The 23,123-nt window shown below is 62.1% G+C and carries 20 protein-coding genes; 10 read left to right on the top strand and 10 right to left on the bottom strand.

Going from position 1 to position 23,123, the window contains the following annotated elements; genetic code table 11:
* The first annotated feature begins 321 nt into the window (after window positions 1-321).
* Both purE and purK read left to right on the top strand, forming a co-directional pair.
* Entirely contained in the window at window positions 322-831 is a 510-nt protein-coding gene (purE, locus tag EIEH_RS15550; protein WP_015872255.1) for a 5-(carboxyamino)imidazole ribonucleotide mutase, read from the top strand.
* Entirely contained in the window at window positions 828-1,898 is a 1,071-nt protein-coding gene (purK, locus tag EIEH_RS15545) for a 5-(carboxyamino)imidazole ribonucleotide synthase (RefSeq protein WP_015872256.1), read from the top strand. The genes purE and purK overlap by 4 nt, the downstream gene beginning before the upstream one ends.
* A gap of 3 nt (window positions 1,899-1,901) precedes the next feature.
* Here the strand turns inward: purK and ybbP are convergent, their stop codons facing one another.
* Together ybbP and ybbA are read right to left on the bottom strand one after the other, a co-directional pair.
* Entirely contained in the window at window positions 1,902-4,304 is a 2,403-nt protein-coding gene (ybbP, locus tag EIEH_RS15540; protein WP_015872257.1) for a putative ABC transporter permease subunit YbbP, read from the bottom strand.
* On the bottom strand, window positions 4,301-4,987 hold the full coding sequence (gene ybbA / locus EIEH_RS15535) for a putative ABC transporter ATP-binding protein YbbA (protein WP_015872258.1): 687 nt from the start codon (window positions 4,985-4,987) through the stop codon (window positions 4,301-4,303). Before ybbA ends, ybbP begins: the two co-directional genes overlap by 4 nt.
* Here ybbA and tesA point away from each other — a divergent pair.
* The 7 genes from tesA to EIEH_RS15500 all read left to right on the top strand — a co-directional run bounded on the left by tesA (window position 4,955) and on the right by EIEH_RS15500 (window position 10,376).
* Window positions 4,955-5,617 (top strand): multifunctional acyl-CoA thioesterase I/protease I/lysophospholipase L1, encoded by a 663-nt coding sequence (gene tesA, locus EIEH_RS15530; protein ID WP_015872259.1) that lies wholly within the window; start codon window positions 4,955-4,957, stop codon window positions 5,615-5,617. The genes ybbA and tesA overlap by 33 nt on opposite strands.
* A gap of 42 nt (window positions 5,618-5,659) precedes the next feature.
* Window positions 5,660-6,445, top strand: a complete 786-nt coding sequence (locus EIEH_RS15525) for an SDR family oxidoreductase (protein ID WP_015872260.1) — start codon at window positions 5,660-5,662, stop codon at window positions 6,443-6,445.
* 66 nt (window positions 6,446-6,511) lie between these two features.
* Complete coding sequence (locus EIEH_RS15520; protein WP_015872261.1) at window positions 6,512-7,366, top strand: co-chaperone YbbN; 855 nt, start codon at window positions 6,512-6,514, stop codon at window positions 7,364-7,366.
* 279 nt (window positions 7,367-7,645) lie between these two features.
* Window positions 7,646-8,386, top strand: a complete 741-nt coding sequence (locus tag EIEH_RS15515) for a nucleoside recognition domain-containing protein (protein ID WP_015872262.1) — start codon at window positions 7,646-7,648, stop codon at window positions 8,384-8,386.
* Window positions 8,386-8,862 carry a YjiG family protein gene (locus tag EIEH_RS15510; protein WP_015462165.1) on the top strand — a complete coding sequence of 159 codons (477 nt, stop codon included), beginning with the start codon at window positions 8,386-8,388 and terminating at the stop codon, window positions 8,860-8,862. Before EIEH_RS15515 ends, EIEH_RS15510 begins: the two co-directional genes overlap by 1 nt.
* A gap of 16 nt (window positions 8,863-8,878) precedes the next feature.
* On the top strand, window positions 8,879-9,994 hold the full coding sequence (locus EIEH_RS15505) for a M20 family metallopeptidase (RefSeq protein ID WP_015872263.1): 1,116 nt from the start codon (window positions 8,879-8,881) through the stop codon (window positions 9,992-9,994).
* Between the two features lie 160 nt (window positions 9,995-10,154).
* Window positions 10,155-10,376 carry an HP1242/YdcH family protein gene (locus EIEH_RS15500; protein WP_015872264.1) on the top strand — a complete coding sequence of 74 codons (222 nt, stop codon included), beginning with the start codon at window positions 10,155-10,157 and terminating at the stop codon, window positions 10,374-10,376.
* A 65-nt stretch (window positions 10,377-10,441) separates the two neighbouring features.
* Here the strand turns inward: EIEH_RS15500 and eno are convergent, their stop codons facing one another.
* From eno to rlmD, 5 genes are all read right to left on the bottom strand, one after another.
* Window positions 10,442-11,743, bottom strand: a complete 1,302-nt coding sequence (eno, locus tag EIEH_RS15495) for a phosphopyruvate hydratase (RefSeq protein WP_015872265.1) — start codon at window positions 11,741-11,743, stop codon at window positions 10,442-10,444.
* A gap of 80 nt (window positions 11,744-11,823) precedes the next feature.
* Entirely contained in the window at window positions 11,824-13,461 is a 1,638-nt protein-coding gene (gene pyrG / locus EIEH_RS15490) for a glutamine hydrolyzing CTP synthase (protein WP_015872266.1), read from the bottom strand.
* 260 nt (window positions 13,462-13,721) lie between these two features.
* On the bottom strand, window positions 13,722-14,516 hold the full coding sequence (mazG, locus tag EIEH_RS15485) for a nucleoside triphosphate pyrophosphohydrolase (protein WP_015872267.1): 795 nt from the start codon (window positions 14,514-14,516) through the stop codon (window positions 13,722-13,724).
* Between the two features lie 95 nt (window positions 14,517-14,611).
* Window positions 14,612-16,858: a GTP diphosphokinase gene (gene relA, locus EIEH_RS15480; protein ID WP_015872268.1), complete on the bottom strand. Its 2,247-nt coding sequence runs from the start codon at window positions 16,856-16,858 to the stop codon at window positions 14,612-14,614.
* 35 nt (window positions 16,859-16,893) lie between these two features.
* Window positions 16,894-18,210, bottom strand: coding sequence for a 23S rRNA (uracil(1939)-C(5))-methyltransferase RlmD (gene rlmD / locus EIEH_RS15475; protein ID WP_015872269.1), 1,317 nt, complete (start codon window positions 18,208-18,210; stop codon window positions 16,894-16,896).
* A gap of 83 nt (window positions 18,211-18,293) precedes the next feature.
* On the opposite strand from rlmD, the gene barA reads away from it, so the two are divergent.
* Window positions 18,294-21,050, top strand: a complete 2,757-nt coding sequence (gene barA, locus EIEH_RS15470) for a two-component sensor histidine kinase BarA (protein WP_015872270.1) — start codon at window positions 18,294-18,296, stop codon at window positions 21,048-21,050.
* A gap of 62 nt (window positions 21,051-21,112) precedes the next feature.
* On the opposite strand, the gene acpS is transcribed toward barA, so the two are convergent.
* From acpS to recO, 3 genes are all read right to left on the bottom strand, one after another.
* Window positions 21,113-21,493 (bottom strand): holo-ACP synthase, encoded by a 381-nt coding sequence (gene acpS / locus EIEH_RS15465; protein ID WP_015872271.1) that lies wholly within the window; start codon window positions 21,491-21,493, stop codon window positions 21,113-21,115.
* Complete coding sequence (gene pdxJ, locus EIEH_RS15460; protein WP_015872272.1) at window positions 21,493-22,224, bottom strand: pyridoxine 5'-phosphate synthase; 732 nt, start codon at window positions 22,222-22,224, stop codon at window positions 21,493-21,495. Before pdxJ ends, acpS begins: the two co-directional genes overlap by 1 nt.
* Before the next feature lie 165 nt (window positions 22,225-22,389).
* Window positions 22,390-23,118 (bottom strand): DNA repair protein RecO, encoded by a 729-nt coding sequence (gene recO / locus EIEH_RS15455; RefSeq protein WP_015872273.1) that lies wholly within the window; start codon window positions 23,116-23,118, stop codon window positions 22,390-22,392.
* Window positions 23,119-23,123: the final 5 nt, after the last annotated feature.

The raw sequence follows: 23,123 nt of genomic DNA, 5'->3' as shown, positions 1-23,123 counted from the left end.
CGCGGCAATGGCTCTTGTCGAATACATCGAACCTTTAGGTGATTGGCGGATCTGATTGCTACAGTCTTGCCTCAGACTCTCTCTGCCGTTGAACGGTTAAGGCAGCCAAAGCCCCCCTCCATGGACGACTGCTTTTAGAGTAGATGTTGTCAACGCATTACGCTAACCGATAACGTAACAGCACTGATGTCCCCCCTCCCAGCGAATACGCAAACGTTTTCCTCGTCTAAAAAGCTATGCTATGCTTTTCCCTCTTAATTTGTAAGGCCGCCGGGATCGGGTGGCCATTCACCGCCACCGGGTTAGAGGAGTACACCATTCATGTCCGCCAGCGCCGCACCGGCCAGGATCGCCATCGTCATGGGGTCCAAAAGCGATTGGACCACCCTGCAGTTCGCCGCCGAAATTCTGACTCAGCTTGAACTGCCCTGCCACATTGAGGTGGTATCAGCACACCGTACCCCGGATAAGCTGTTTCACTTTGCCGAACAGGCTGCGGCGCGCGGGCTGCAGGTGATCATCGCCGGCGCCGGCGGCGCAGCCCACCTGCCCGGCATGCTGGCGGCCAAGACTCTGCTGCCGGTGCTGGGCGTACCGGTACAGAGCGCCGCGCTGAGCGGCGTCGACAGCCTCTACTCGATAGTACAGATGCCGCGCGGCATTCCGGTTGGCACTCTGGCCATCGGCAAGGCGGGGGCGGCCAATGCCGCCCTGCTGGCCGCCCAGATCCTGGCACTGCATGATGCAGACTTGAGCCGCCGCCTGACCACCTGGCGCCAGGCGCAGACAGATGAGGTACTCAACCACCCCGACCCGCGGGAGGACGCATGAAGCCGGTTTGCGTACTGGGCGACGGTCAGCTGGGGCGCATGCTGCGTCAGGCCGGAGAGCCGCTGGGGATCCCGGTCTACCCGGTGGGTATCGAGGCCGATCCGCACAGCGTCCCCTGGCGGCAGGCGGTGATCAGTGCCGAAATCGAGCGCTGGCCCGATACGCCACTGACCCGCGAATTGGCCCGCCACCCGGGCTTTATCAACCGCGACATCTTCCCACTGCTGGCCGATCGCTACAGCCAAAAGCAATTGCTGGACGAACTGGGCCTGCCGACGGCGCCCTGGGCGCTGCTGGCCGCGCCAGAACAGTGGCCCGCCCTGCTTGAACGTCTCGGCCCGCTGGCCATCGTCAAACGCCGCACCGGCGGCTATGACGGACGCGGTCAATGGCATATTCGTCCCGGCAATGAAACCCAGCTTGATGACGAGATCTACGGGCAGTGTATCGTCGAGCAAGGGATAAACTTCATCGGCGAGGTCTCACTGATCGGCGCCCGCGCTCAGGATGGCCGCTGCGTCTTCTATCCCCTCACCCATAACCTGCACCAGGAGGGCATTCTGCGCGCCAGCCTGGTCTTTCCACAGCCGGAAAGCTTTCTACAGGAGAAGGCGCAGATGATGCTACAGCGCATCATGCAGCATCTGGAGTACGTCGGCGTCATGGCGATGGAGTGTTTCGTGGTGGATGATGACACGCTGCTGATTAACGAACTGGCACCGCGCGTACACAACAGCGGGCATTGGACACAGAACGGCGCTTCGATAAGCCAGTTTGAGCTGCACCTGCGTGCACTGCTTGGCCTGCCTTTGCCGCACCCGGATGTCTCCACCCCCTCCGTGATGATCAACCTGATCGGCACCGCGCTGAATAACGCGTGGTTGGATGGCCCGCTGGTACACCTGCACTGGTATGATAAGGCGGTCCATCCGGGACGCAAGGTGGGCCACCTCAACCTGAACCACTTTCAATCCCAGCGGCTGGTCAGCGCCCTGGATACCCTGCGCGGCCAGCTGCCGGCAGAGTACCGGGACATCCTGGCCTGGGCCAGTACACGGCTGAGCTGAGCGTCAGCGCGCAGGGGGGCGGCGCAGCAGCCCTCTCCCCAACCCGGCGCCACACCCCCCTAACAGCAGCGCAGCACCCGGCGGCAGCAGTAGCCACACCGACCAGGCGGGCTGCCAGGGAAAGTCAAATACCTGCCGCTGCAGCAGCCACAGCGCCCCCTCGGCGGCAGCGGCGGCCACCGTGCCTGCGGCAAGCCCCAGCAGCATGAACTCGGCATACAGGGTGCGCCGCAGCACCCGCCGCGATGCGCCCAAGATCCGGTAAATCTGCAGCTCCTGACGGCGCTGATCCATTCCCACCTGCACCTGCGCCAACAGCAGCAGTACCCCACACAACACCACCAGCAGCACCATCACCTCCAGCGCCCGCCCCACCTGATCCAGTATCTGGCGCGCCTGCAGCAGCAGAGCCCCCATATCCACCAGCGTCAGGGTCGGAAAGCGGCGGTTCAGCTCAGCCAAGAACCGCGTATCGCCGTCATAGCGCAGGCTGGTCAGCCAGCTTTGCGGCTGCCCCTCCAGCCCACCGGGTGGGAAGATGAAGTAAAAGTTGGGGCGCAGGCTCTCCCAGTCCACCCGCCGCAGGCTGGTTACCCGGGCATTGAACTGCCGACTGTCGCCGCTAAACGTCAGGCTGTCGCCCAGCATCACTCCCAGACGCTCAGCCACCCCCTGCTCCACGGAGACGCCCCCCACACCCGGCGGCCACTTTCCTGCCAGCAGCGGGTTTCCAGGCGGCAGCGACGCCAGCCAGGTAAGGTTCAGCTCACGGTTCAGGGACTCATCGCCCCCCTGCACCACCGGCGGGCGTCCGTTGATCGCCGTCAGGCGCGCCAACGCAATGGGATAAAACGTCTGTGGAGCAACGCCGTGCGACTGCAGGAACGCCTGCAACGGCTCGCGCTGCGCCTCGCTGATGTTGAACAGAAAGTAGTTGGGGCTGTCCGGCGGCAGCTGCTGACGCCAGCGATCGAGCAGATCGCCGCGCAGCATCAGCAGCAGAGCCAGCAGCATGAAGGAGAGTGAAAAGGCCGCCAGCTGGCTCAGGGTTGCCCCCGGCTGGCGCAGCAGACGCCCCAGCGCCAGACGCAGCGTCAGGCTGCCCGGCGCCAGTCGGCGCACGCTCCACAGCCCCAGCCAGCCGCACAGCGCCAACAGCAGGGCCAGCAGAGCCATCCCCAGCAGCAGCGACCAGATCAGCGCGCTGGTGCCGACCAGCCACAGCAGCCCGGCGCCCAGCAGCAGCGCTATCAATGGCAGGTAATAGCGTAAAGGCCAGAGCGGACTCAGGGCATCGGCACGCAGCACCCGCAGCGGAGGCGCCGCCAACAATTGACGGTAAGGACGTAAACCGGCCAACAGGGCGACCAGCGGAATACCGCCTAACGCCCACAGCCAGGGCCAGAGGCCGGGCGACGGCAGCGTGGCGGGCAGCAGCGGTGTCAATAGCCACAGCAGCCCCCGCTCGACCAGCAGCCCCAGCCCCGCCCCCACCAGCAGCGACGATCCCAGCAGCCATAGCCACTGTCCGACCACCCACTTCAGCAGCAGACGCCGCCCGGCGCCCAGCGTCTTCAAGAGCGCCATCAGCTCATGGCGACTGCGGCAGTAGTGCCCCATCGCCACGCTGACGGCGGCCATGGCCAGCAGTAGCGTCAGCAACGCCGACAGCAGCAGAAACTGCTGCGCCCGCTGCAGGGTACGCGCCAACACGTTCGAGCCCTGTGCGGCCTTAGTCAGACGCTGATCCGCCTGCAAGCGCGGCGTCAGATAGGCGTCATAGCGCGCCAGCGCCTCGCTGCTGCCGGCCAGTCCATAGCGGTAGCTCACCCGGCTACCCGGCTGCACCACTCCGCTGCGCTCGGCGTCCGCCAGCGCGATCAGCATCCTGGGCGCGCTGCTCAGCAGACTGAACCCGCCGTCCGGCTCCCGGTCGACCTCGCCGGCCACCCGCAGCGTTATATCCCCCACCTCCACGGCATCGCCGGGGCGCAGATCCAGCTGCGCCATCAGCCGTGGCGCGACCAGCGCCTCGCCGGGGCGCGGCATCTGGCGCGACGGGCGCGTCTCCAGCCGCCCATACAGCGGGTAGGCGTCGTCCACCGCCTTCACCTCCGCCAGCTGCAGTCGGCCACCGGCAAACGCCATGGTAGAAAACACCCACTGCCGGCTGATCCGGATCCCCTCCTGCCGCCCCTGTGCCAGCCACGCCTCCGGCACCGGCGTATAGCTGCGCAGCACCCGATCGGCGGCGATCGCCTCGCGCCCCTGCCGCTGCAGCCCCTGATCCAGACGATCGCCAATGCGCCCCAGCGCCAGCACGCAGGCCACCGCCAGCGCCAACGCCAGCCAGACGATCAGCAGCGACGGCGTACGCCATTCACGCCAGAACCAGCGTCGGATCACGCGACCTCCCGCAGCGTTCCGTCCACCAGCCGCAGACGCCGCTGGCAGCGTGCCGCCAGCTGAACATCGTGGGTCACCAGCACCAGCGTCGTCGCCTGGCGCTGGTTCAGCTCAAACAGCAGATCGGCAATACGCTCGCCGGTCTGGCGATCCAGGTTGCCGGTCGGTTCATCGGCAAACAGGATCTGCGGCCGGGCGCTGAAGGCGCGCGCCAGCGCGACCCGCTGCTGCTCGCCGCCGGAGAGCTGGGCCGGCAGGTGTTGCAGACGCTGCCCCAGCCCCAGCTGCGTCAGCAGCGCCGCGGCACGCTGGCGGCTGTCGCGCTCCCCCTCGCCGCGCAGCAGCGCGGGCAGCTGTACGTTCTCCAGCGCCGTCAGGGTCGGCACCAGCATAAAAGATTGAAACACAAAGCCGATATCGCGGGCGCGCAGGGCGGCGCGCCCCTCTTCATCCAGCTGTGACAGGGGGTACCCCAGCAGACGCACCTCGCCATCGCTGGCATCGTCCAGCCCGGCCAAGATCCCCAGCAGCGTCGATTTTCCCGATCCCGACTCACCGATCAGCGCCAGGCTCTGTCCGCGTTTGACAACCAGGTCGACAGCAGTAAGGATGGAGATCTGGTTTTCACCCTCACCAACCCGTTTGGCGACATGATGAACTTCAATGACGTTTTGCGCTGGCATCGGATACTCCTGATAGTGGTCATGATCCTGTGTGGCCTGACGGCAGCCCGTGCCGATACACTGCTGGTGCTGGGGGACAGCCTGAGCGCCGCCTATCGCCTGCCGGAGCAGCAGGGCTGGGTCGCACGTCTGGCACAGCAATGGCAGCGGCGTACCCCGCCGCTGACGGTGATCAACGCCAGCATCAGCGGCGATACCGCCGGGCAGGGCCTGCTGCGCCTGCCGGCGCTGCTGCAGCAGCACCGGCCGCGCTGGGTGCTGATTGAGCTGGGGGCCAACGATGGGCTACGCGGCGTTGCTCCTGACGCCATCGCCGCGACGCTGTCCGCTGTCATCGGACAGGTGCAGCAGACTGGCGCCACGCCGCTGCTGATGCAGATCCGCCTGCCGCCCAACTACGGCCGGCGCTACGGCGACGCCTTTGCGGCTATCTACCCTCAGCTGGCAGCGCGCTTTAACGCTACACTGCTGCCGTTTTATATGGAGGCGGTGGTCGGCCATCCCGACTGGATCCAGAATGACGGCCTGCACCCCAACGCGCTGGCCCAGCCATTTATCGCCGACTGGATGGCGCAGCGCCTGCTGCCGCAGCTAACGCGCGCGGAGGACGGCGCGCCGTCTATTAATTAAACATGAATATTCAGCGACTAACAGGGCAACTTAGGTAAACTTATGCAAAAAGCCATCTTAATCACCGGCTGTTCCAGCGGCATCGGACTGGCGGCGGCCAAGGATCTGCACCAGCGGGGCTACCGGGTGCTGGCCGCCTGCCGTAAAGCGGAGGACGTCGCGGCGATGGAGGCCATGGGGATGGAGGGCATCACGCTGGATCTCGACAGCGCCGACAGCGTAGAGCAGGCCGCCCGTCGGGTGCTGGCGCTGACCGGCGGGCGTCTGTATGCCCTGTTCAATAACGGCGGCTTCGGTCTCTATGGGCCCCTCAGCCAGATCAGCCGCGAGGGGCTGGAGCGCCAGTTTGCCACCAACCTGTTCGGCACCCATCAGCTGACCCGGCTGCTGCTGCCGGCGATGCTGGCCCAGGGCGAGGGGCGCATCATCCAGACCAGCTCCATCATGGGTATCGTGGCAACCCCCGGACGCGGCGCCTATGCCGCCAGCAAGTATGCGCTGGAGGGCTGGTCGGATGCGCTGCGCATGGAGCTGCGTGGCAGCGGGGTACACGTCTCCCTGATCGAGCCCGGCCCCATCCGCTCGCGCTTTACCCACAACGTGCACCAGTGCGACAGCACCAGGCCGGTGACCAACCCCGGCATCGCCGCCCGCTTCACCCTGACCCCGGAGGCGGTGCTGCCCAAGTTGCGCCACGCGCTGGAGAGTCCGCGTCCGCGCCTGCGCTATCCGGTCACCGTCATCGCTCATGTGCTCAGCCTGCTGCGGCGGATCCTGCCGGGCCGCGCGCTGGATCGCATTCTGAGTGGCCACTCGACGGCACACTGACCTTGTAATTGCCGCCACCGCCCCCATATCCGTTTTATCTAGCCGAAGGGATCGAGAGAAATCACCATGATCAACGCCACCGTAGTCAATATTACCGAAGCCAACCTGCACCAGACGCTGGAGCAATCCATGTCGGTGCCGGTGCTGTTTTACTTTTGGTCTGCCCGCAGCCAACACTGTGAACAGCTCACGCCGGTGCTGGAAAAGCTGGCCACCGAGTACGCCGGGCAGTTCATCCTGGCCAAGGTCGACTGCGACGCCGAACAGATGCTGGCATCCCAGTTCGGGCTGCGCGCCATCCCGACGGTCTATCTGTTTAAGGATGGTCAGCCGCTCGATGGTTTTCAGGGACCGCAGCCGGAAGAGCAGATCCGCGATCTGTTGGCCCGGGTTCTGCCCAAGCCAGAAGAGCTAAAGGCCGCCCAGGCAGCGGAGCTGATGGCCGCCGGCAATATGGCGGAGGCCCTGCCGCTGCTGAAAGAGGCCCACGCCCTGGCGCCGACCCGCAGTGATATCACGCTGGCGCTGGCCGAAACCCTGATCGCCCTGAACCGCAGCGACGAGGCCAGCACCCTGCTGACCACCGTTCCGCTGCAGGATCAGGACACCCACTACCAGAGCCTGATCGCCCAGATCGAGCTGATGAAGCAGGCCGCCGACACCCCGGAAATCCAGCAGCTGCAGCTGCAGGTCGCCGAACAGCCACAGAACGTGGCGCTGGCCGTCCAGCTGGCCCTACAGCTGCATCAGGTCGGACGCAACGAAGAGGCGCTGACCCTGCTGATGGATCACCTGCGTCACGATCTGGCCGCCGGTGACGGTGCAGCCCGCAAGACGCTGATGGACATTCTGGCCGCCCTGGGCACCGGCGACGCGCTGGCCGCTAAGTTCCGCCGCCAGCTCTACTCCCTGATGTACTGATCGCCGCGCTCGGCACCTCCCCGCAATCCCTGCCCGCTGACGCCGACAGGGATTTTTTATGGCCGTCACCCGTGCACAGGCTCCCGGTAACATTTCCGCTATTCCGAACTGTTAGCACGGAATTCCGATTTTTCCACGTGCGATATCTCAAATTATTAATTAGTCGTATAAATAACCAATACTTTTATTGCTCCAAGTCATATATTCTAAAAAAGCATTACTGAATATTCATATTCTTGTCTTTTGTAACACTTCACACCTGGCATAAGGAAATGTTCCATGAGTAGTCCAATCCCACCCAGCGCCCCGCCCACTGAACAGCGCGTCGGCTTCGGTGCCTATGTCGCGCTGATCTTCGCAATGGTATTTTTCTCCGGCCTGCTGGGCGGAAAAGAATGGTACGGCGTTTTTGACTTCACCACCCTCAACGGTGCATTTGGTAAGGTGGTCAGCGGCGTCAGCAGCGCCGGCGACGCAGTGAATGCCGCCACCAGCACCTTCCGCGGCAAGGGCGGCTCCGGCGCAATGGACGGCTTTCTGTTCGCCTTTGGTCTGATCCCGGCGGTGATGTTCGCACTGGGAATGATTAACGTGCTGGAGCACTACGGCGCGCTCAATGCGGCCCGTAAGTTACTGACGCCGTTGCTGCGTCCGCTGCTGGGGATCCCCGGCGCCGCCGGTCTGGCGATGATCGGCTCACTGCAGAGCACCGACGTCGGTGCCTCGCTGACCCGCAACCTCTCCGACGAAGGGCAGATCGCCGAGCACGAACGTGACGTCTTCACCATGTTCCAGTTCTCCGCCGGTGCCATGATCACCAACTTCTTCTCCTCCGGCGCGGTGCTGTTCACCCTGATGACCCTCGACGGCACCCCGGCGGTACCGACCTCCATTGGCCTGTGTGTGGCGGTGATGTTCGTGATGAAAATCTTCGGCGCCAACCTGATGCGCCTGTACCTGCGCCTTACGACACGTAACAGCGCCAAAACTGCAACCCATCCGGCACAGGGAGAAGCCTAATGTCTGCACCTATTTCTACCTCCGCATCGAAGCCGATGATCACCGACGTCTTTGTCGCCGGTGCGCGTAAAGGCTGGAATATTGCCACCACCAGCACCCTGCCCAACGTCTTGATGGCCTTTGTGCTGATCAAGGCGCTGGAGATCACCGGCGCCCTGAAAGGGATGGCACTGGTATTTGGCCCGCTGATGGGGCTGTTTGGCCTGCCGGGTGAGGCCGCTGCCGTACTGATCGGTGGTTGGATGTCCATGGGCGGTGGCGTGGGCGTTGCCGTGGCACTGTTCGACCAGGGTATCCTCACCGGGACCCATCTGGCGATTCTGGCGCCGGCCATCTACCTGATGGGCTCCCAGATCCAGTATGCCGGGCGTATCCTCGGCGTTATTGGCACCGCCGCCAAACGTATTCCGGTGATGATCGGCATCTCCGTCATCAACGCCTTCATCGCCATGCTGCTCATGCGCGTAATTCTGTAACTCAGGGAGAGATAGGATGATACAACTGGAACAGTATCTGGACGAACTGCGCAGCGTAGTCAACGTCGACTGCGGTACCCAGACCCGCGACGGGGTCGCCCGGGTCGCTGATGTCTTTACCGGCCTGTACCGCGACGCTGGCTGGCACGCGGAGCAGGTCGATCTGGGCGACCAGGTCGGGCCGGGGGTCTTTGTCACCAATCAGCCGCAAGCCGATCGCTACGATGTGCTGCTGGTCGGCCATCTGGACACCGTCTTCCCACCGGGCACCGCCGCCGAGCGTCCGCTGAGCGTACGTGATGGCCGCGCCTACGGGCCGGGCGTCTCGGATATGAAGAGCGGTCTGCTCAATATACTGTGGGCACTACGTGGTCTGGAAGAGAGCGATCGTCAGCGCCTGCGCATCGCCGTCGCCATGAACCCGGATGAAGAGACCGGTTCCGTCCACTCCCACGCCTGGATTGGCGAGCTGGCCAAGCGCAGCGGCTGTGTTCTGGTGTGTGAATCAGCGCGTGCCGATGGATCCCTGGTCAAGGCCCGGAAAGGCATGGCCCGCTATCGCCTCAGCTTGCAGGGCGTCGCCGCCCACGCCGGCAACGATCCGGAGAGGGGACGCTCGGCGATCACCGCCCTGGCCCACGCCATCATCGCCGTCAACCAACTGGCGGACAGCGACAAGGGCACCACACTCAACGTCGGGGTGATCAGCGGCGGCGACGCGGCGAACATCGTGCCCGACCACGCTCAGGCAGTGGTCGATCTGCGCTTCTGGTGCAACGATGAGTATCAGCGCGTCAATCAGGCGCTGCAGGCCCGCTGTCAGCAGCCGTTCCTGGACGGCGTCAGCTGCACGCTGCAGCAGGATGCCCACACCCCGGCCATGGCGCCGTCAAGCGATACCGAAGCCCTGATGGCCCGCGTCGAACAGGCCGGGCGGGAAGAGGGGATCGCCATCACCTGGCAGGCGGTGGGCGGCGGCTCTGATGCCAACCACACCGCGGCGCTGGGGATCCCGTCACTGGATGGCTTTGGCCCTATCGGTGCCGGTTTCCACAGCCCGGCCGAATACCTGGAGCTGGAGAGCGTCGCCCCGCGCATTCGTCTGCTACGCCGGGTGATCGCCGGGCTGTAACGCTCTACTGTGTCATACCCCAAGGGGCCGCACTCTGCGGCCCCTTATTTTTATCATCTTAATGCCCGGTAAACTTCACCGGCAACCTGAGACACTGGTTACAAAACAAACAGCGCTTCTGTGTCATAGTAGGCATGGGTTCTGACCAAAAGGAGGGCTTATGTTCCCAGAGTATCGTGATCTTATCTCCCGTCTGAAAACCGAAGACGTCCGATTTGCCACCCTGTTCCATGAGCATAACCAGCTCGACCATGAGATTAGGAGGGCTGAAAACAGACCCGGCGCAGCCTTCAACGAGCAAATTTCAGAGATGAAGCGCGAAAAACTGCGGATCAAGGATGAGCTGTATCAAATCCTGCTCACTGAAGAGGCGATCAGTTAACCGTTACACCACGGACATAAAAAACCCGCCGGATGGCGGGTTTTTTACATCAGAAAAGCGGCAGATTAATGCTGGCCTTTCACTTCTTTCAGACCGTTGAACGGTGCAGCCGCGCCCAGCGCTTCTTCGATACGGATCAGCTGGTTGTACTTGGCTACGCGATCAGAACGGCTCATGGAACCGGTCTTGATCTGGCCAGCCGCGGTACCTACCGCCAGATCGGCGATGGTCGCATCTTCGGTTTCACCTGAACGGTGAGAGATAACGGCGGTGTAGCCAGCGTCTTTCGCCATCTTGATAGCAGCCAGGGTTTCGGTCAGAGAACCGATCTGGTTGAACTTGATCAGGATGGAGTTAGCGATGCCTTTCTCGATGCCCTCTTTCAGGATCTTGGTGTTGGTCACGAACAGATCGTCACCCACCAGCTGCAGCTTGCCACCCATCACTTTGGTCTGATAAGCGAAGCCATCCCAGTCAGACTCGTCCAGACCGTCTTCGATAGAAACGATCGGGTACTCTTTGGTCAGACCTTCCAGGTAGTGGGTGAACTCGTTGGAGGTGAAGGATTTGCCTTCGCCTTTCAGTTCATACATACCGGTTTCTTTGTTGTAGAACTCAGAGGCGGCGCAGTCCATCGCCAGGGTAACGTCTTTACCCAGCACGTAACCGGCTTTCTCAACGGCTTCCTTGATGGCCGCCAGCGCTGCCGCGTTGGACTCCAGGTTCGGCGCGTAGCCGCCTTCGTCGCCCACAGCGGTGTTCATGCCTTTAGACTTCAGCACCTTAGCCAGGTTGTGGAACACTTCAGAACCGATGCGTACCGCTTCTTTCAGGGTCTTAGCGCCAACCGGCTGAATCATAAACTCCTGGATGTCGACGTTGTTGTCGGCGTGCTCACCGCCGTTGATGATGTTCATCATCGGCAGCGGCATGGAGTATTTGCCCGGAGTACCGTTCAGCTCGGCGATGTGAGCGTACAGCGGCATGCCTTTAGCGGCAGCGGCTGCTTTAGCGTTGGCCAGGGAAACCGCCAGAATGGCGTTGGCACCAAACTTGGATTTGTTTTCAGTGCCGTCCAGCTCAATCATGATCTGGTCGATGTTTGCCTGATCTTTGGCGTCTTTACCGATGATGACTTCAGCGATCGGGCCATTAACGGCGGAAACCGCTTTCAGAACGCCTTTACCCAGGAAACGTGACTTGTCACCGTCGCGCAACTCCAGCGCTTCGCGGGAACCGGTAGAAGCACCTGACGGCGCAGCAGCCATACCGACGAAACCGCCTTCCAGATGAACTTCGGCTTCTACAGTCGGGTTACCGCGGGAGTCGATGATTTCGCGACCGATAACTTTAACGATTTTGGACATTAGGTTTTCCTCGATACAAGTTAAACTAAAACTCCAGACGACAGACGCGGAACCCAAGTCCCGCGCCTGCCCATAATCACTTATTTCACCTGACGTTTCTGGTATTCCGCCGCCGCCTTAACAAAGCCGGAGAACAGCGGGTGTCCATCACGCGGGGTGGAGGTGAACTCCGGGTGGAACTGCGAGGCGACGAACCACGGGTGGTTAGGCAGCTCGATGATCTCCACCAGGCTATGGTCCGCTGAACGGCCGGAGACGCGCAGACCCGCGGCTTCGATCGGCTTCAGCAGCATGTTGTTCACTTCGTAGCGATGACGGTGACGCTCCACAATGCTCGGCGCACCGTACAGCTGGCGCGCCAGCGTACCGTCCACCAGATTGCACTGCTGACCACCCAGGCGCATGGTGCCGCCCAGATCACTGTCTTCGCTGCGCATTTCAACGTTACCTTCTTCATCACGCCACTCAGTAATCAACGCTACGACCGGGTATTTGCAGTCCGGCATGAACTCCGTTGAGTTGGCATCTTCCATGCCCGCCACATTGCGGGCAAACTCCATCAGGGCAACCTGCATCCCCAGGCAGATACCCAGATACGGGATATTGTTTTCGCGCGCATAGCGTGCGGTGGCGATCTTCCCTTCAATGCCGCGATAGCCGAAACCGCCCGGCACCAGGATGGCATCCAGATCTTTGAGGATCTCGGTGCCTTTGGTTTCAACATTCTGTGAGTCGATCAGTTTGATATTAACGCTGACGCGGTTTTTCAACCCACCGTGCTTCAGCGCTTCGATCACTGACTTATAGGCGTCCGGCAGCTCGACATACTTGCCGACCATACCGATAGTCACTTCTCCGGCCGGGTTGGCCTCTTCAAAAATAACCTGTTCCCACTCGGAGAGATCCGCCGCCGGGCAAGCCAGATTGAAACGTTTGCAGATAAACTCATCCAGCCCCTGCGACTTGAGCAGCCCCGGGATCTTGTAGATGGAATCCACGTCTTTCAGGGAGATAACCGCTTTCTCCGGTACGTTACAGAACAGCGCGATCTTTGCGCGTTCGTTGGCCGGAATGGCGCGGTCGGAGCGGCAGATAAGCACGTCCGGCTGGATACCGATAGAGAGCAGCTCTTTCACGGAGTGCTGGGTCGGCTTGGTCTTCACCTCACCGGCGGCCGCCATGTACGGTACCAGGGTCAGGTGCATGAACATGGTGTGCTCACGACCAACGTCGACCGCCAGCTGGCGGATGGCCTCCAGGAACGGCAGCGATTCGATATCACCGACGGTGCCACCGATCTCAACCAGAACCACGTCGTGGCCCTCGCCCCCTTCCAGGATGCGCTCTTTGATGGCGTTAGTGATATGCGGGATCACCTGAACGGTGGCGCCCAGATAGTCGCCGCGACGCTCTTTACGCAGCACATCGGAGTAGATACGTCCGGTGGTAAAGTTATTGCGACGGGACATTTTGGTGCGGATGAAGCGCTCATAGTGACCCAGGTCCAGATCGGTTTCCGCGCCGTCTTCGGTAACGAAAACTTCCCCGTGCTGGATCGGACTCATGGTACCCGGATCGACGTTGATGTACGGATCGAGCTTCATCATGGATACATTGAGGCCACGGGCTTCAAGAATGGCCGCCAGGGAGGCTGCGGCAATGCCTTTACCCAGAGAGGATACGACCCCGCCGGTCACAAAAATATAATTCGTTGTCATGCTGAACCTGAGAGTTAGGTTTAAAGACGATGGAAGAACCAGGACGGGACAGTAGTATACCCGAAGGTTTTATTTGCCACAAACGATCTGATCCCGTCCGCGCTGTTTTCTGCGCTAAAACACCGCCTGCAATAATCTTCTTTTACTTCTGAAACAAAAGGATATAGAGAAAAAATACCCAAAAATCCCATTATTCTCTGCCGCAGCGCATCAAACAGCCAAAACAAAACGGAAAACCCCCGCCGACGCGGCGTGCCACCCTACTGTTTTTCCTGCTGTTTTACCTGCTGCCACACCGCCTCCATCTCTTCCAGCGTGGCGCTTTCCAACGTCTGTCCACCGGCGCTTATCGCCTGCTCGACCGCACGGAAACGACGTTCAAACTTACGGTTGGCCTCCTGCAGCGTGGTTTCTGCACGGCAGCCGAGATGACGCGCCAGATTGACCGTGGCGAACAGCAGGTCCCCCACCTCCTCACTCAGACGGGCCTGATCCACCACCGCCTGCTGCGCCTCATCCATCACTTCATCTATTTCTTCGTAAACCTTGTCCAGCACCGGCCCCAGGGTGTCCCAGTCAAATCCCACCGAAGCGCAGCGCCGCTGGATCTTGTCAGCGCGCATCAGCGCCGGCAGCGCCTGCGGAATGTCATCCAGCACGGAGTCCATCGCCTTTTGCGCCCGCTCCCGCTGCTTGCGCTGCTCCCAGCGCGCCACGGAAGCCTGCGCCGTCCCGTCATACTCCGCGTCGAACACGTGGGGATGGCGGCGCTCCAGCTTGTCACAGATGCTTTGGCACAGGTCGTCAAAGCTGAATAACCCCTGCTCCCGGGCCATCTGCGCATGGAACACCACCTGAAACAACAGGTCGCCTAACTCTTCTTTAAGTCCATTGAAATCGTTGCGCTGAATCGTGTCAAGCACTTCATAGGTTTCTTCCAGCGTATAAGGGGCGATTGTGGCAAAAGTTTGACGCAGATCCCAAGGACAGCCCCGCTGCGGATCGCGCAGCGTACGCATAATCATCAACAGTCGTTGTATGGCAGATGTGGTCATCGATGTTATTCCAACAGAAAAATGGGGCGCCGCACGCGACGCCTGCCGCCCCTACCCGGGTCGGCGCTTCAGATCGTGGTCAGGAGGCCCCGTGCTTACTCCGCGCCGCCGCGTCCGCCGTTCAGACGACGCGCATCCAGCACGTCCGGCAGCTGATTCAGCTTGGCCAGCACCCGACCCAGCACCTGCAGGTTATAGATCTCTATCTCCATATCGATAGTCGCCATCTGCTGCCTGGTGTCGCTGCGGCTGGCAACCCCCAACACATTGACCTTTTCGTTGGCCAGAATGGTGGTGATGTCGCGCAGCAGCCCGCTGCGATCGTTGGCGGTCACCCGCACCACCAGCGAATAGCCGCTGGAGTAGCTCTCACCCCATACCGCGTCAATGATCCGCTCCGGCGCGTGGCGGCGCAGCTCGTCCAGCTGGTCACAGTCGGCGCGATGAATGGAGATCCCGCGCCCCTGGGTAATGAAACCGACGATCTCATCGCCGGGGATCGGCTGACAGCAGCGGGCGATGTGGTGCATCAGGTTACCGACCCCTTCGACCACCACCCGGCCGCTGCTCTTGTCGCTGCGCACGCTGGACTGCCCCTTCTGGGTCAGCTGCTTCAGCGCCTCGCGATCGGCCTCCTCCGCGCTGGGCTTGTTGATCTTGCCCTGCAGGAAGTTGACCATCTGGTTCAGGCGGATATCGCCGCCGCCAATGGCGGCCAGCACTTCGTCCAGGGTATGCACGTTGTAGCGCGGCAGCAGCAGCTTTTCCGCCTCTTTCAGGCTGATCCCCAGACGGGCCAGCTCGTCATCCAGGATCTGGCGCCCGGCCTGGATATTCTTATCGCGATCGAGCTTACGGAACCAATTGTGGATCTTGGCGCGCCCGCGGCTGGTGGTGACATACCCCAGGTTGGGATTCAGCCAGTCACGGCTCGGGTTAGGCTGCTTCTGGGTGATGATATCCACCTGATCGCCCATCTGCAGCTGGTAGGTAAAGGGGACGATCCGCCCGCCGATCTTGGCGCCGATACAGCGGTGGCCGACGTCGCTGTGAATATGGTAGGCAAAGTCGAGGGGCGTGGAGCCGGCGGGCAGATCGATAACGTCGCCTTTGGGGGTAAAGACATACACCCGATCGTCCAGCACCTGACTTCTCACCTCATCGATCATCTCGCCGCTGTCGGCCATCTCCTCCTGCCAGGCCAGCAGCTTGCGCAGCCAGGCGATACGGTTATCGTAGCCGGAGCGGCCGCCCGCCTGCGGCCCCTCTTTGTACTTCCAGTGCGCCGCCACGCCGAGCTCGGCATCCTCGTGCATCTGGCGGGTACGGATCTGGATCTCCAGCGTCTTGCCGTGCGGCCCGAGCACCACCGTATGGATCGACTGGTAGCCGTTGGGCTTGGGGTTAGCGACGTAGTCATCGAACTCGCTGGGCAGGTGACGGTAGTGAGTATGCACTATCCCCAGCGCCGCGTAGCAGTCCTGCAGGCGATCGACCACCACCCGCACCGCGCGCACGTCGAACAACTCGTCAAAGGCCAACGACTTCTTCTGCATCTTGCGCCAGATGCTGTAGATATGCTTGGGGCGACCGTAGATATCCGCCTTGATCCCCTCCTCGGCCATTGCCCTGCGCAGATCGCGCACAAAGTCATCGATAAACTGCTCGCGGTCGATGCGCCGCTCATGCAGCAGCTTGGCAATGCGCTTATACTCCTCCGGATGCAGGTAGCGGAAGCAAAAGTCCTCCAGCTCCCACTTCAGCTGGCCGATCCCCAGACGGTTGGCCAACGGGGCATAGATATTGAAGCTCTCCTTGGCCGCCAGCACGCGCTCCTCTTCCGGCGCATCCTTCACCTCGCGCAGGTGGGCAATGCGCTCCGCCAGCTTGATCACCACGCAGCGGAAGTCCTCTACGATAGCCAGCAGCATCCGGCGGATATTGTCCACCTGCTCCGATCCGACGGCCCCATCCTGGGTAGCCTTCAGCTGACGAATGGCGTCCATCTCCAGCACACCGCGCACCAGATCGGCGATGCCCAGACCAAAGTCCTCGCGCACCCGGGCATCATCGATCACCGCGCCATCCACCAGCGGAAACAGCAGCGCGGCGCGCATACTGTCATTATCCATGCTCAGGGTAGAGAGGATCTCGACCATTTCAACGCCGCGCCACAACAGCAGCGGCGCCGCGGCGTTACCGGCGGTCTTCTCCTGACAATAGCGCCAGGTGGCGGTGAGACGCTCACACGACTCAGAATTGGACAGGTTCAGGCTTGCCACCCACTGCTCGGGGACAAATTCACCAGCCGTATTCAAATGAGCACTTCTTACCGCGACCATGGTTCTCTCCCTCTCGACTACTGCCTATCAAATGCCTATTGCGCCGCAGATTCAAACAGCGCCATCGACTCCAAATGCCCCGTGTGGGGAAACATGTCCAGCATACATAAACGCGTCAACCGATAGCCGCCCTGCAGCAGCGTCTGACTGTCCCGGGCCAGCGTGGTCGGGTTACAGGAGACATAGACTACCCGACGCGGCGCCAGGCGAACGATATGCTGCATCACCCCGGGGGCGCCGGCACGCGCCGGATCGAGCAAAATCTTGTCAAATCCCTGCGACGCCCAGGCCTGACGCGTCACGTCCTCCTCCAGATTCTGATGGAAGAATTCTACATTACTCAGCCCGTTGTTACGTGCATTATTCTGCGCCGTCGCCACCAGCCCGGGAACCCCCTCGACGCCCACCACCCGCAGGGCGAGGCGCGCCAGCGGCAGGGTAAAGTTACCCATGCCGCAGAACAGATCCAGCACGCGCTCATCAGCCCTGACATCCAGCCAGGCCAGAGCCTGTCCGACCATCTGCGCATTTACCGCGGCATTCACCTGGATAAAATCCTGCGGGTTAAAATCCAGGCGGCTCCCGTCTATCTGGTAATAGGGTGCCTCGCCAAGCAGGCGCTGCGGTGCGCCGCCGTCGCTCAGGTACAGCGTGAGTCCGCGCTGGCGGGCAAAGGCGCTCAGAGCCTCCCGATCCGACAAAGAGAGCGGGTCCAGATGGCGCAACACCATCAGCGGCCCATTGTCGGCCAGCACCAGCTCCAGGTGTCCCAGACGGCGCCGCGCACGTAACGCCGACAGGCATTCGCCCAGCGGCAGCAGCAGCGCTTCCAGCGCGGGCGCCAACACCGGGCAGGCTTTCAGGGCCACCAGATCGTTAGAGGCCGCCTGACGGAACCCCAGCACCACCCGCTGCGTTTTCACGTTAAACTGTAGCCCAAAACGGGCCCGCCGCCGGTAGCCATAAGGCTCTCCGGCGATCACCTGCGGCGCAATATCCACCCCGGTCTCACGCGCCATCAGACGCTGCAGCGCCTGCGACTTGCTCTGCTGCTGTAGGGCGATCGCCGCATGCTGCTGCTGACAGCCACCACAGACGCCAGCGTGAGGACAACGCGGCGCAACCCTCTGTGGGCTGTGACTGATTAAACGCGTAACCCGTCCGCGGGCAAAGTGACGTTTCTCCTCGCTCAGGATAACCTCAGCCTGCTCACCGGGCAGCAGCCCGCTGATAAACAGCGTCTTGCCCTGCTCGCGAGCCACCCCCTGGCCAAAGGCATCCAGATCGGTTGCGGTCACAATCAGGATTTTCCGGGTCGCGGTACGGCGCCCCGGTGTGTAAAATTGAGCCATGTCGATTGCTTATCTGTGCGGTGGGTTAAGCCGGGGCTTACCCCAATAATAGTTTGCCGCCAATTCTCCCACATCGGAACGCCATGACCAAATACAGCCTGCGGGCACGCATGATGATCCTGACCCTGGCCCCGACGCTGCTGATCGGGCTGCTGCTCAGCACTTTCTTCGTCGTGCACCGCTACAATGAACTGCAGGATCAGCTGGTCGACGCCGGTGCCAGCATCATCGAACCACTGGCCGTCGCCACCGAATACGGCATGACCCTCCGTAACCGAGAGGCGGTGCGCCAGCTAATCGACCTGTTGCATCGGCGTCACTCGGACATTGTGCGCACCATTGCAGTCTTTGACAGTCAGAATAATCTGTTCGTTACCTCAAACTATCACCATAACTATGCCATGCTGCAACTGCCGGATGGCAGTCCACCGCTGACAGATCTGATGCTGAGCAAACGCGGTGACGCGCTGATCCTACGAACCCCGATCATCGCCGAAAACCGCCTGGAAGAAGATAAAAGCGCCGTCAGCGCGCCGATGGGCTATATCGCCATCGAGCTGGATCTGCGCTCGGTGCGCCTGCAGCAGTATAAAGAGGTGTTTGTCGCCACGCTGTTGCTGCTGATCAGCATGTGCATTGCCCTGCTGTTCTCCTACCGTCTGATGCGCGATGTCACCGGCCCCATCCGCAACATGGTCAACACCGTCGATCGCATCCGCCGCGGCCAGCTGGATAGCCGCGTAGAGGGGCACATGCTGGGCGAGCTGGACATGCTGAAAAATGGTATCAACTCCATGGCCATGTCGCTGACCGCCTACCATGAGGAGATGCAGCAGAACATTGATCAGGCCACCTCCGACCTGCGCGAGACCCTGGAGCAGATGGAGATCCAGAACGTCGAGCTGGACCTGGCCAAGAAACGCGCCCAAGAGGCCGCACGCATCAAGTCCGAATTCCTGGCCAACATGTCCCACGAGCTGCGCACTCCGCTTAACGGCGTGATCGGTTTCACCCGCCAGGTAATGAAAACGCCGCTGAGCGCAACCCAGATAGACTACCTGCACACTATTGAACGCTCGGCCAACAACCTGCTGACCATCATCAACGACGTGCTGGACTTCTCCAAGCTGGAGGCCGGTAAACTGGTGCTGGAGCACATCCCGTTTATGCTGCGTGAAACCATTGACGAGGTGGCGACCCTGCTGGCCCCCAGCGCCCATGACAAGGGGCTGGAGCTGACGCTGAACGTACACAACGACGTGCCGGAACATGTCCTGGGAGATCCGATGCGCTTGCAGCAAGTGCTGACTAACCTGCTGGGCAACGCGATTAAATTTACCGAAAAGGGCAATATCGACATCCGCATCGAGCTGCGTAGCCAGACCAGCCAGGCCGTGGAGCTGGAGATACAGGTGCACGACACCGGCATCGGCATCTCCGAGCGTCAGCAGTCCCAGCTGTTCCAGGCTTTCCGCCAGGCGGATGCCAGCATCACCCGCCGCCACGGCGGCACCGGCCTGGGGCTGGTGATCACCCAGAAACTGATCAACGAAATGGGCGGCGATATCGCCTTCCACAGCCAGCCCCACAAAGGGTCGACCTTCTGGTTCCATATCCGCCTGGAGCTGAACCATAACGCCCCCCCCGCCAGCCTGCCGGTGGAGCGGCTGCAGGGTCAGACTCTGCTGTACATCGAAAGTAACCCGGTGGCGGCACAGTGTACCCTCGATATGCTGAAGGTCACGCCGCTGCAGGTCACCTACTGCCCGCAGTTTACCCAGGTGATCCCGGATAGCCACTACGATATCCTGCTGTTCGGCTTGCCGGTCAAGACCTCTCTCAGTACGGAGTCGATGCAGGAGAAGCTGAGCCTGGCGCTGCGCCTGGCCGACCGGGTGATCCTGGCGCTGCCCAGCCACACTCTGCACGACAGCGATACCTTAAAGGCTGCAGGCATCCGCAGCTGTCTGTTCAAGCCGCTCGCCAGCAGCCGACTGCTGCCCGCCCTGCTGGACAACGCCCTGCCACTGCGGGCGCCACAGGTGATCTCGCCGCACGGCGCCCGCCTGCCGCTGACGGTGATGGCAGTAGACGATAACCCGGCCAACCTGAAACTCATCGGCGCCCTGCTCGGCGAGCTGGTGCAGCATATCCTGCTGTGTCACAGCGGCGAAGAGGCGCTGGCGGCGGCGCGCGATCGCCATCTTGATATTATTCTGATGGATATTCAGATGCCGGAGATGGACGGTATCCGCACCACGGAGCTGCTACGTCAGCAGTCGCGCCACGTCACCACGCCGATTATCGCCGTCACCGCCCATGCAATTAACGGTGAGCGAGAGCGTTTACTGCGTGCCGGCATGGATGACTATCTGGCCAAGCCGATCGACGAAAATATGTTACGCCAGCTACTCAACCGCTACAGCGGTGAGCGCCCCAGCACAGCAGCCAGTGCACCCGCCCCGCAGACGTCGGATGACCCCGATGTTTCCCTCGACTGGGGGCTCGCGCTGCGCCAGGCGGCCAACAAAGCGGATCTGGCGCGCGACATGCTACAGATGCTGATCGAATTCCTGCCCCAGGTACGCGAGCAGATCACCCGCCAGCTGGCGGGCGATCAGGACGGTGACCTGTGCAGCCTGATCCATAAGCTGCACGGCAGCAGCAGTTACAGCGGGGTGCCGCGCCTGCGCAGGCTGTGCCACTATCTGGAACAGCAGCTGCGTCACGGCACACCGGCCAGCGATCTGGATCCGGAGTGGCTGGAGCTGCTGGATGAAATGGACAACGTAACCCGCGCGGCCCGGGACTACCTCACACCACCGGGCGACGGACAATAAAAAACGGCGGGCCAAGGCCCGCCGTCTATGCGCCGTCAGCGCGCCCGCCCTGCGCCCGGGGATCACCCCTCCGCTATCACCGTCGCACAGGCATAGCGCCGCTCATCGGCCAGCGATACGTGCAGCGAGGCGATCCCCAAGTCGGCGGCCAGTTCGGCTGCACGTCCGTGCAGGATCAGCCGTGGCTTACCCAGCGTATCATTGGCCACCTCAAACTGGGCAAAGGCCAATCCCTGACGGATACCGGTCCCCAGCGCCTTGGCCGCCGCCTCTTTGACGGCGAAACGTTTAGCCAGATAGCGCACCCGCTGAGCATGCGTCAGATACTGTTGCCACTCCGCCGGCGCCAGCACACGCCGCGCCAGCTGATCGCCACTGCGTTCAACCACCGCCGCGATGCGGGCGATCTCGACGATATCGGTGCCCAGCCCCAGAATAGCCATCAGCGACGCGCATCCAGCAGCAGCCGTTTCATATCGCGCACCGCCAGATTCAGCCCATCGAGGGCCGCACGGCCAATGATGCTGTGGCCTATGTTCAGCTCATGCATCTGCGGCAGGGCGGCGACTGCCTGCACATTATGGTAGGTCAGGCCGTGCCCGGCGTTGACTTTCAGGCCCCTCGCGTGCGCAAAGCACGCCGCCGCGGCAATCCGCTCCAATTCCGCCGCCTGCGCCAACGCACTGGGCGCATCGGCATAGGCGCCGGTGTGGATCTCAATGTAAGGCGCGCCGACAGCCACCGCAGCCTCAATCTGGCGCTCATCGGGATCGATAAACAGCGACACCTGGATACCGGCAGCGCTAAGGCGCGCCACCGCTGCCGCGATCTTGTCGCGCTGACCGGCCACATCCAGCCCCCCCTCGGTGGTCACCTCCTGGCGCTTTTCCGGCACCAGGCAGCAGAAGTGCGGCCGCAGCTCACAGGCGATCGCCACCATCTCCTCGGTCACCGCCATTTCTAGATTCATCCGGGTCTGGATGGTCTGGCGCAGCAGCTGAACATCGCGATCGGTAATATGACGGCGATCCTCGCGCAGGTGTACGGTGATACCGTCCGCTCCGGCCTGCTCGGCGACAAAGGCCGCCTGGACCGGATCGGGATACTGAGTCCCGCGCGCGTTGCGCAGGGTCGCGATGTGATCGATGTTAACGCCCAGCAGAATATCGGCCATGACAGCTCCTCAAGGATGATCGGTCGGGATACCCCGGTTATCAGACATCATATTACCCGCCAATGGGCAGCTGACAAGCGCCGCCGGACTGGCCTGATGCAGTGTAACGCCGCGCGCGCCGCCGCGGGCAGGACAGCGGCGGGGAAAGCAGGGGGACAGCCGACGTCAGGAGATACCCGGCGAAGCCGGGCGACGCGGGGAAAATTGACGGAACAGCTCACGACTTTTCAGTGGCTTACCGCCCAGGTAGGGCTTTAACGCCATGCGGGTAAAGCGCTTGGCGGCGCGCAGGGTTGCACCATCGGGGAATTCGCGGCTGGCCAGCGCTTTCAGATCGCGTCCGGTGAAGCTGAGCTGATCCACCACCAGGCTGGCAATAAATCCCTTCTCTGCACGGTAACGGTAGGTCATTGTATCGGCTACCGGTTCACCACTGCCCGCACAGTGCAAAAAGTCGACGCCGTAGCCCAGCTGAGCCAGAAGCGCCAGCTCAAAGCGGCGCAGCGCAGGCTCCGGTGAGCCCGCGTGGGCGGCCAGATGTTGAATGCAGTGCAGGTAATCGAAGAACAGAGCGTTGTAGCAGGTCTCCTGCTCCAGCACCCGCGCCAGCAGTTCGTTGACGTACAGGCCGCTGTAGAGAGTGATGCCGCTGAGCGGCAGCGCCAGGGAGACGGCCTCGGCGCTGCGCAGGGTCTTTACCTCGCCCCGGCCGCCCCAGCGGATCAGCAGCGGCGTAAAGGGCTGCAGCGCCCCCTTAAGCAAAGAGCGACGGCTGCGCGCCCCTTTGGCCAGCAGACGTACCCGGCCATGCCCCTCGGTGAACGTGTCCAGCATCAGGCTGGTTTCACTGTAGGGCCGTGCGTGCAGCACGAAGGCGCGTTGCCAGCCGTCCATGGTAC

This window comes from Edwardsiella ictaluri ATCC 33202 (genome assembly GCF_000264785.1).
GTDB classification, from domain to species: Bacteria; Pseudomonadota; Gammaproteobacteria; order Enterobacterales; family Enterobacteriaceae; genus Edwardsiella; species Edwardsiella ictaluri.
This window is presented reverse-complemented; position numbering and strand designations above follow the sequence as displayed.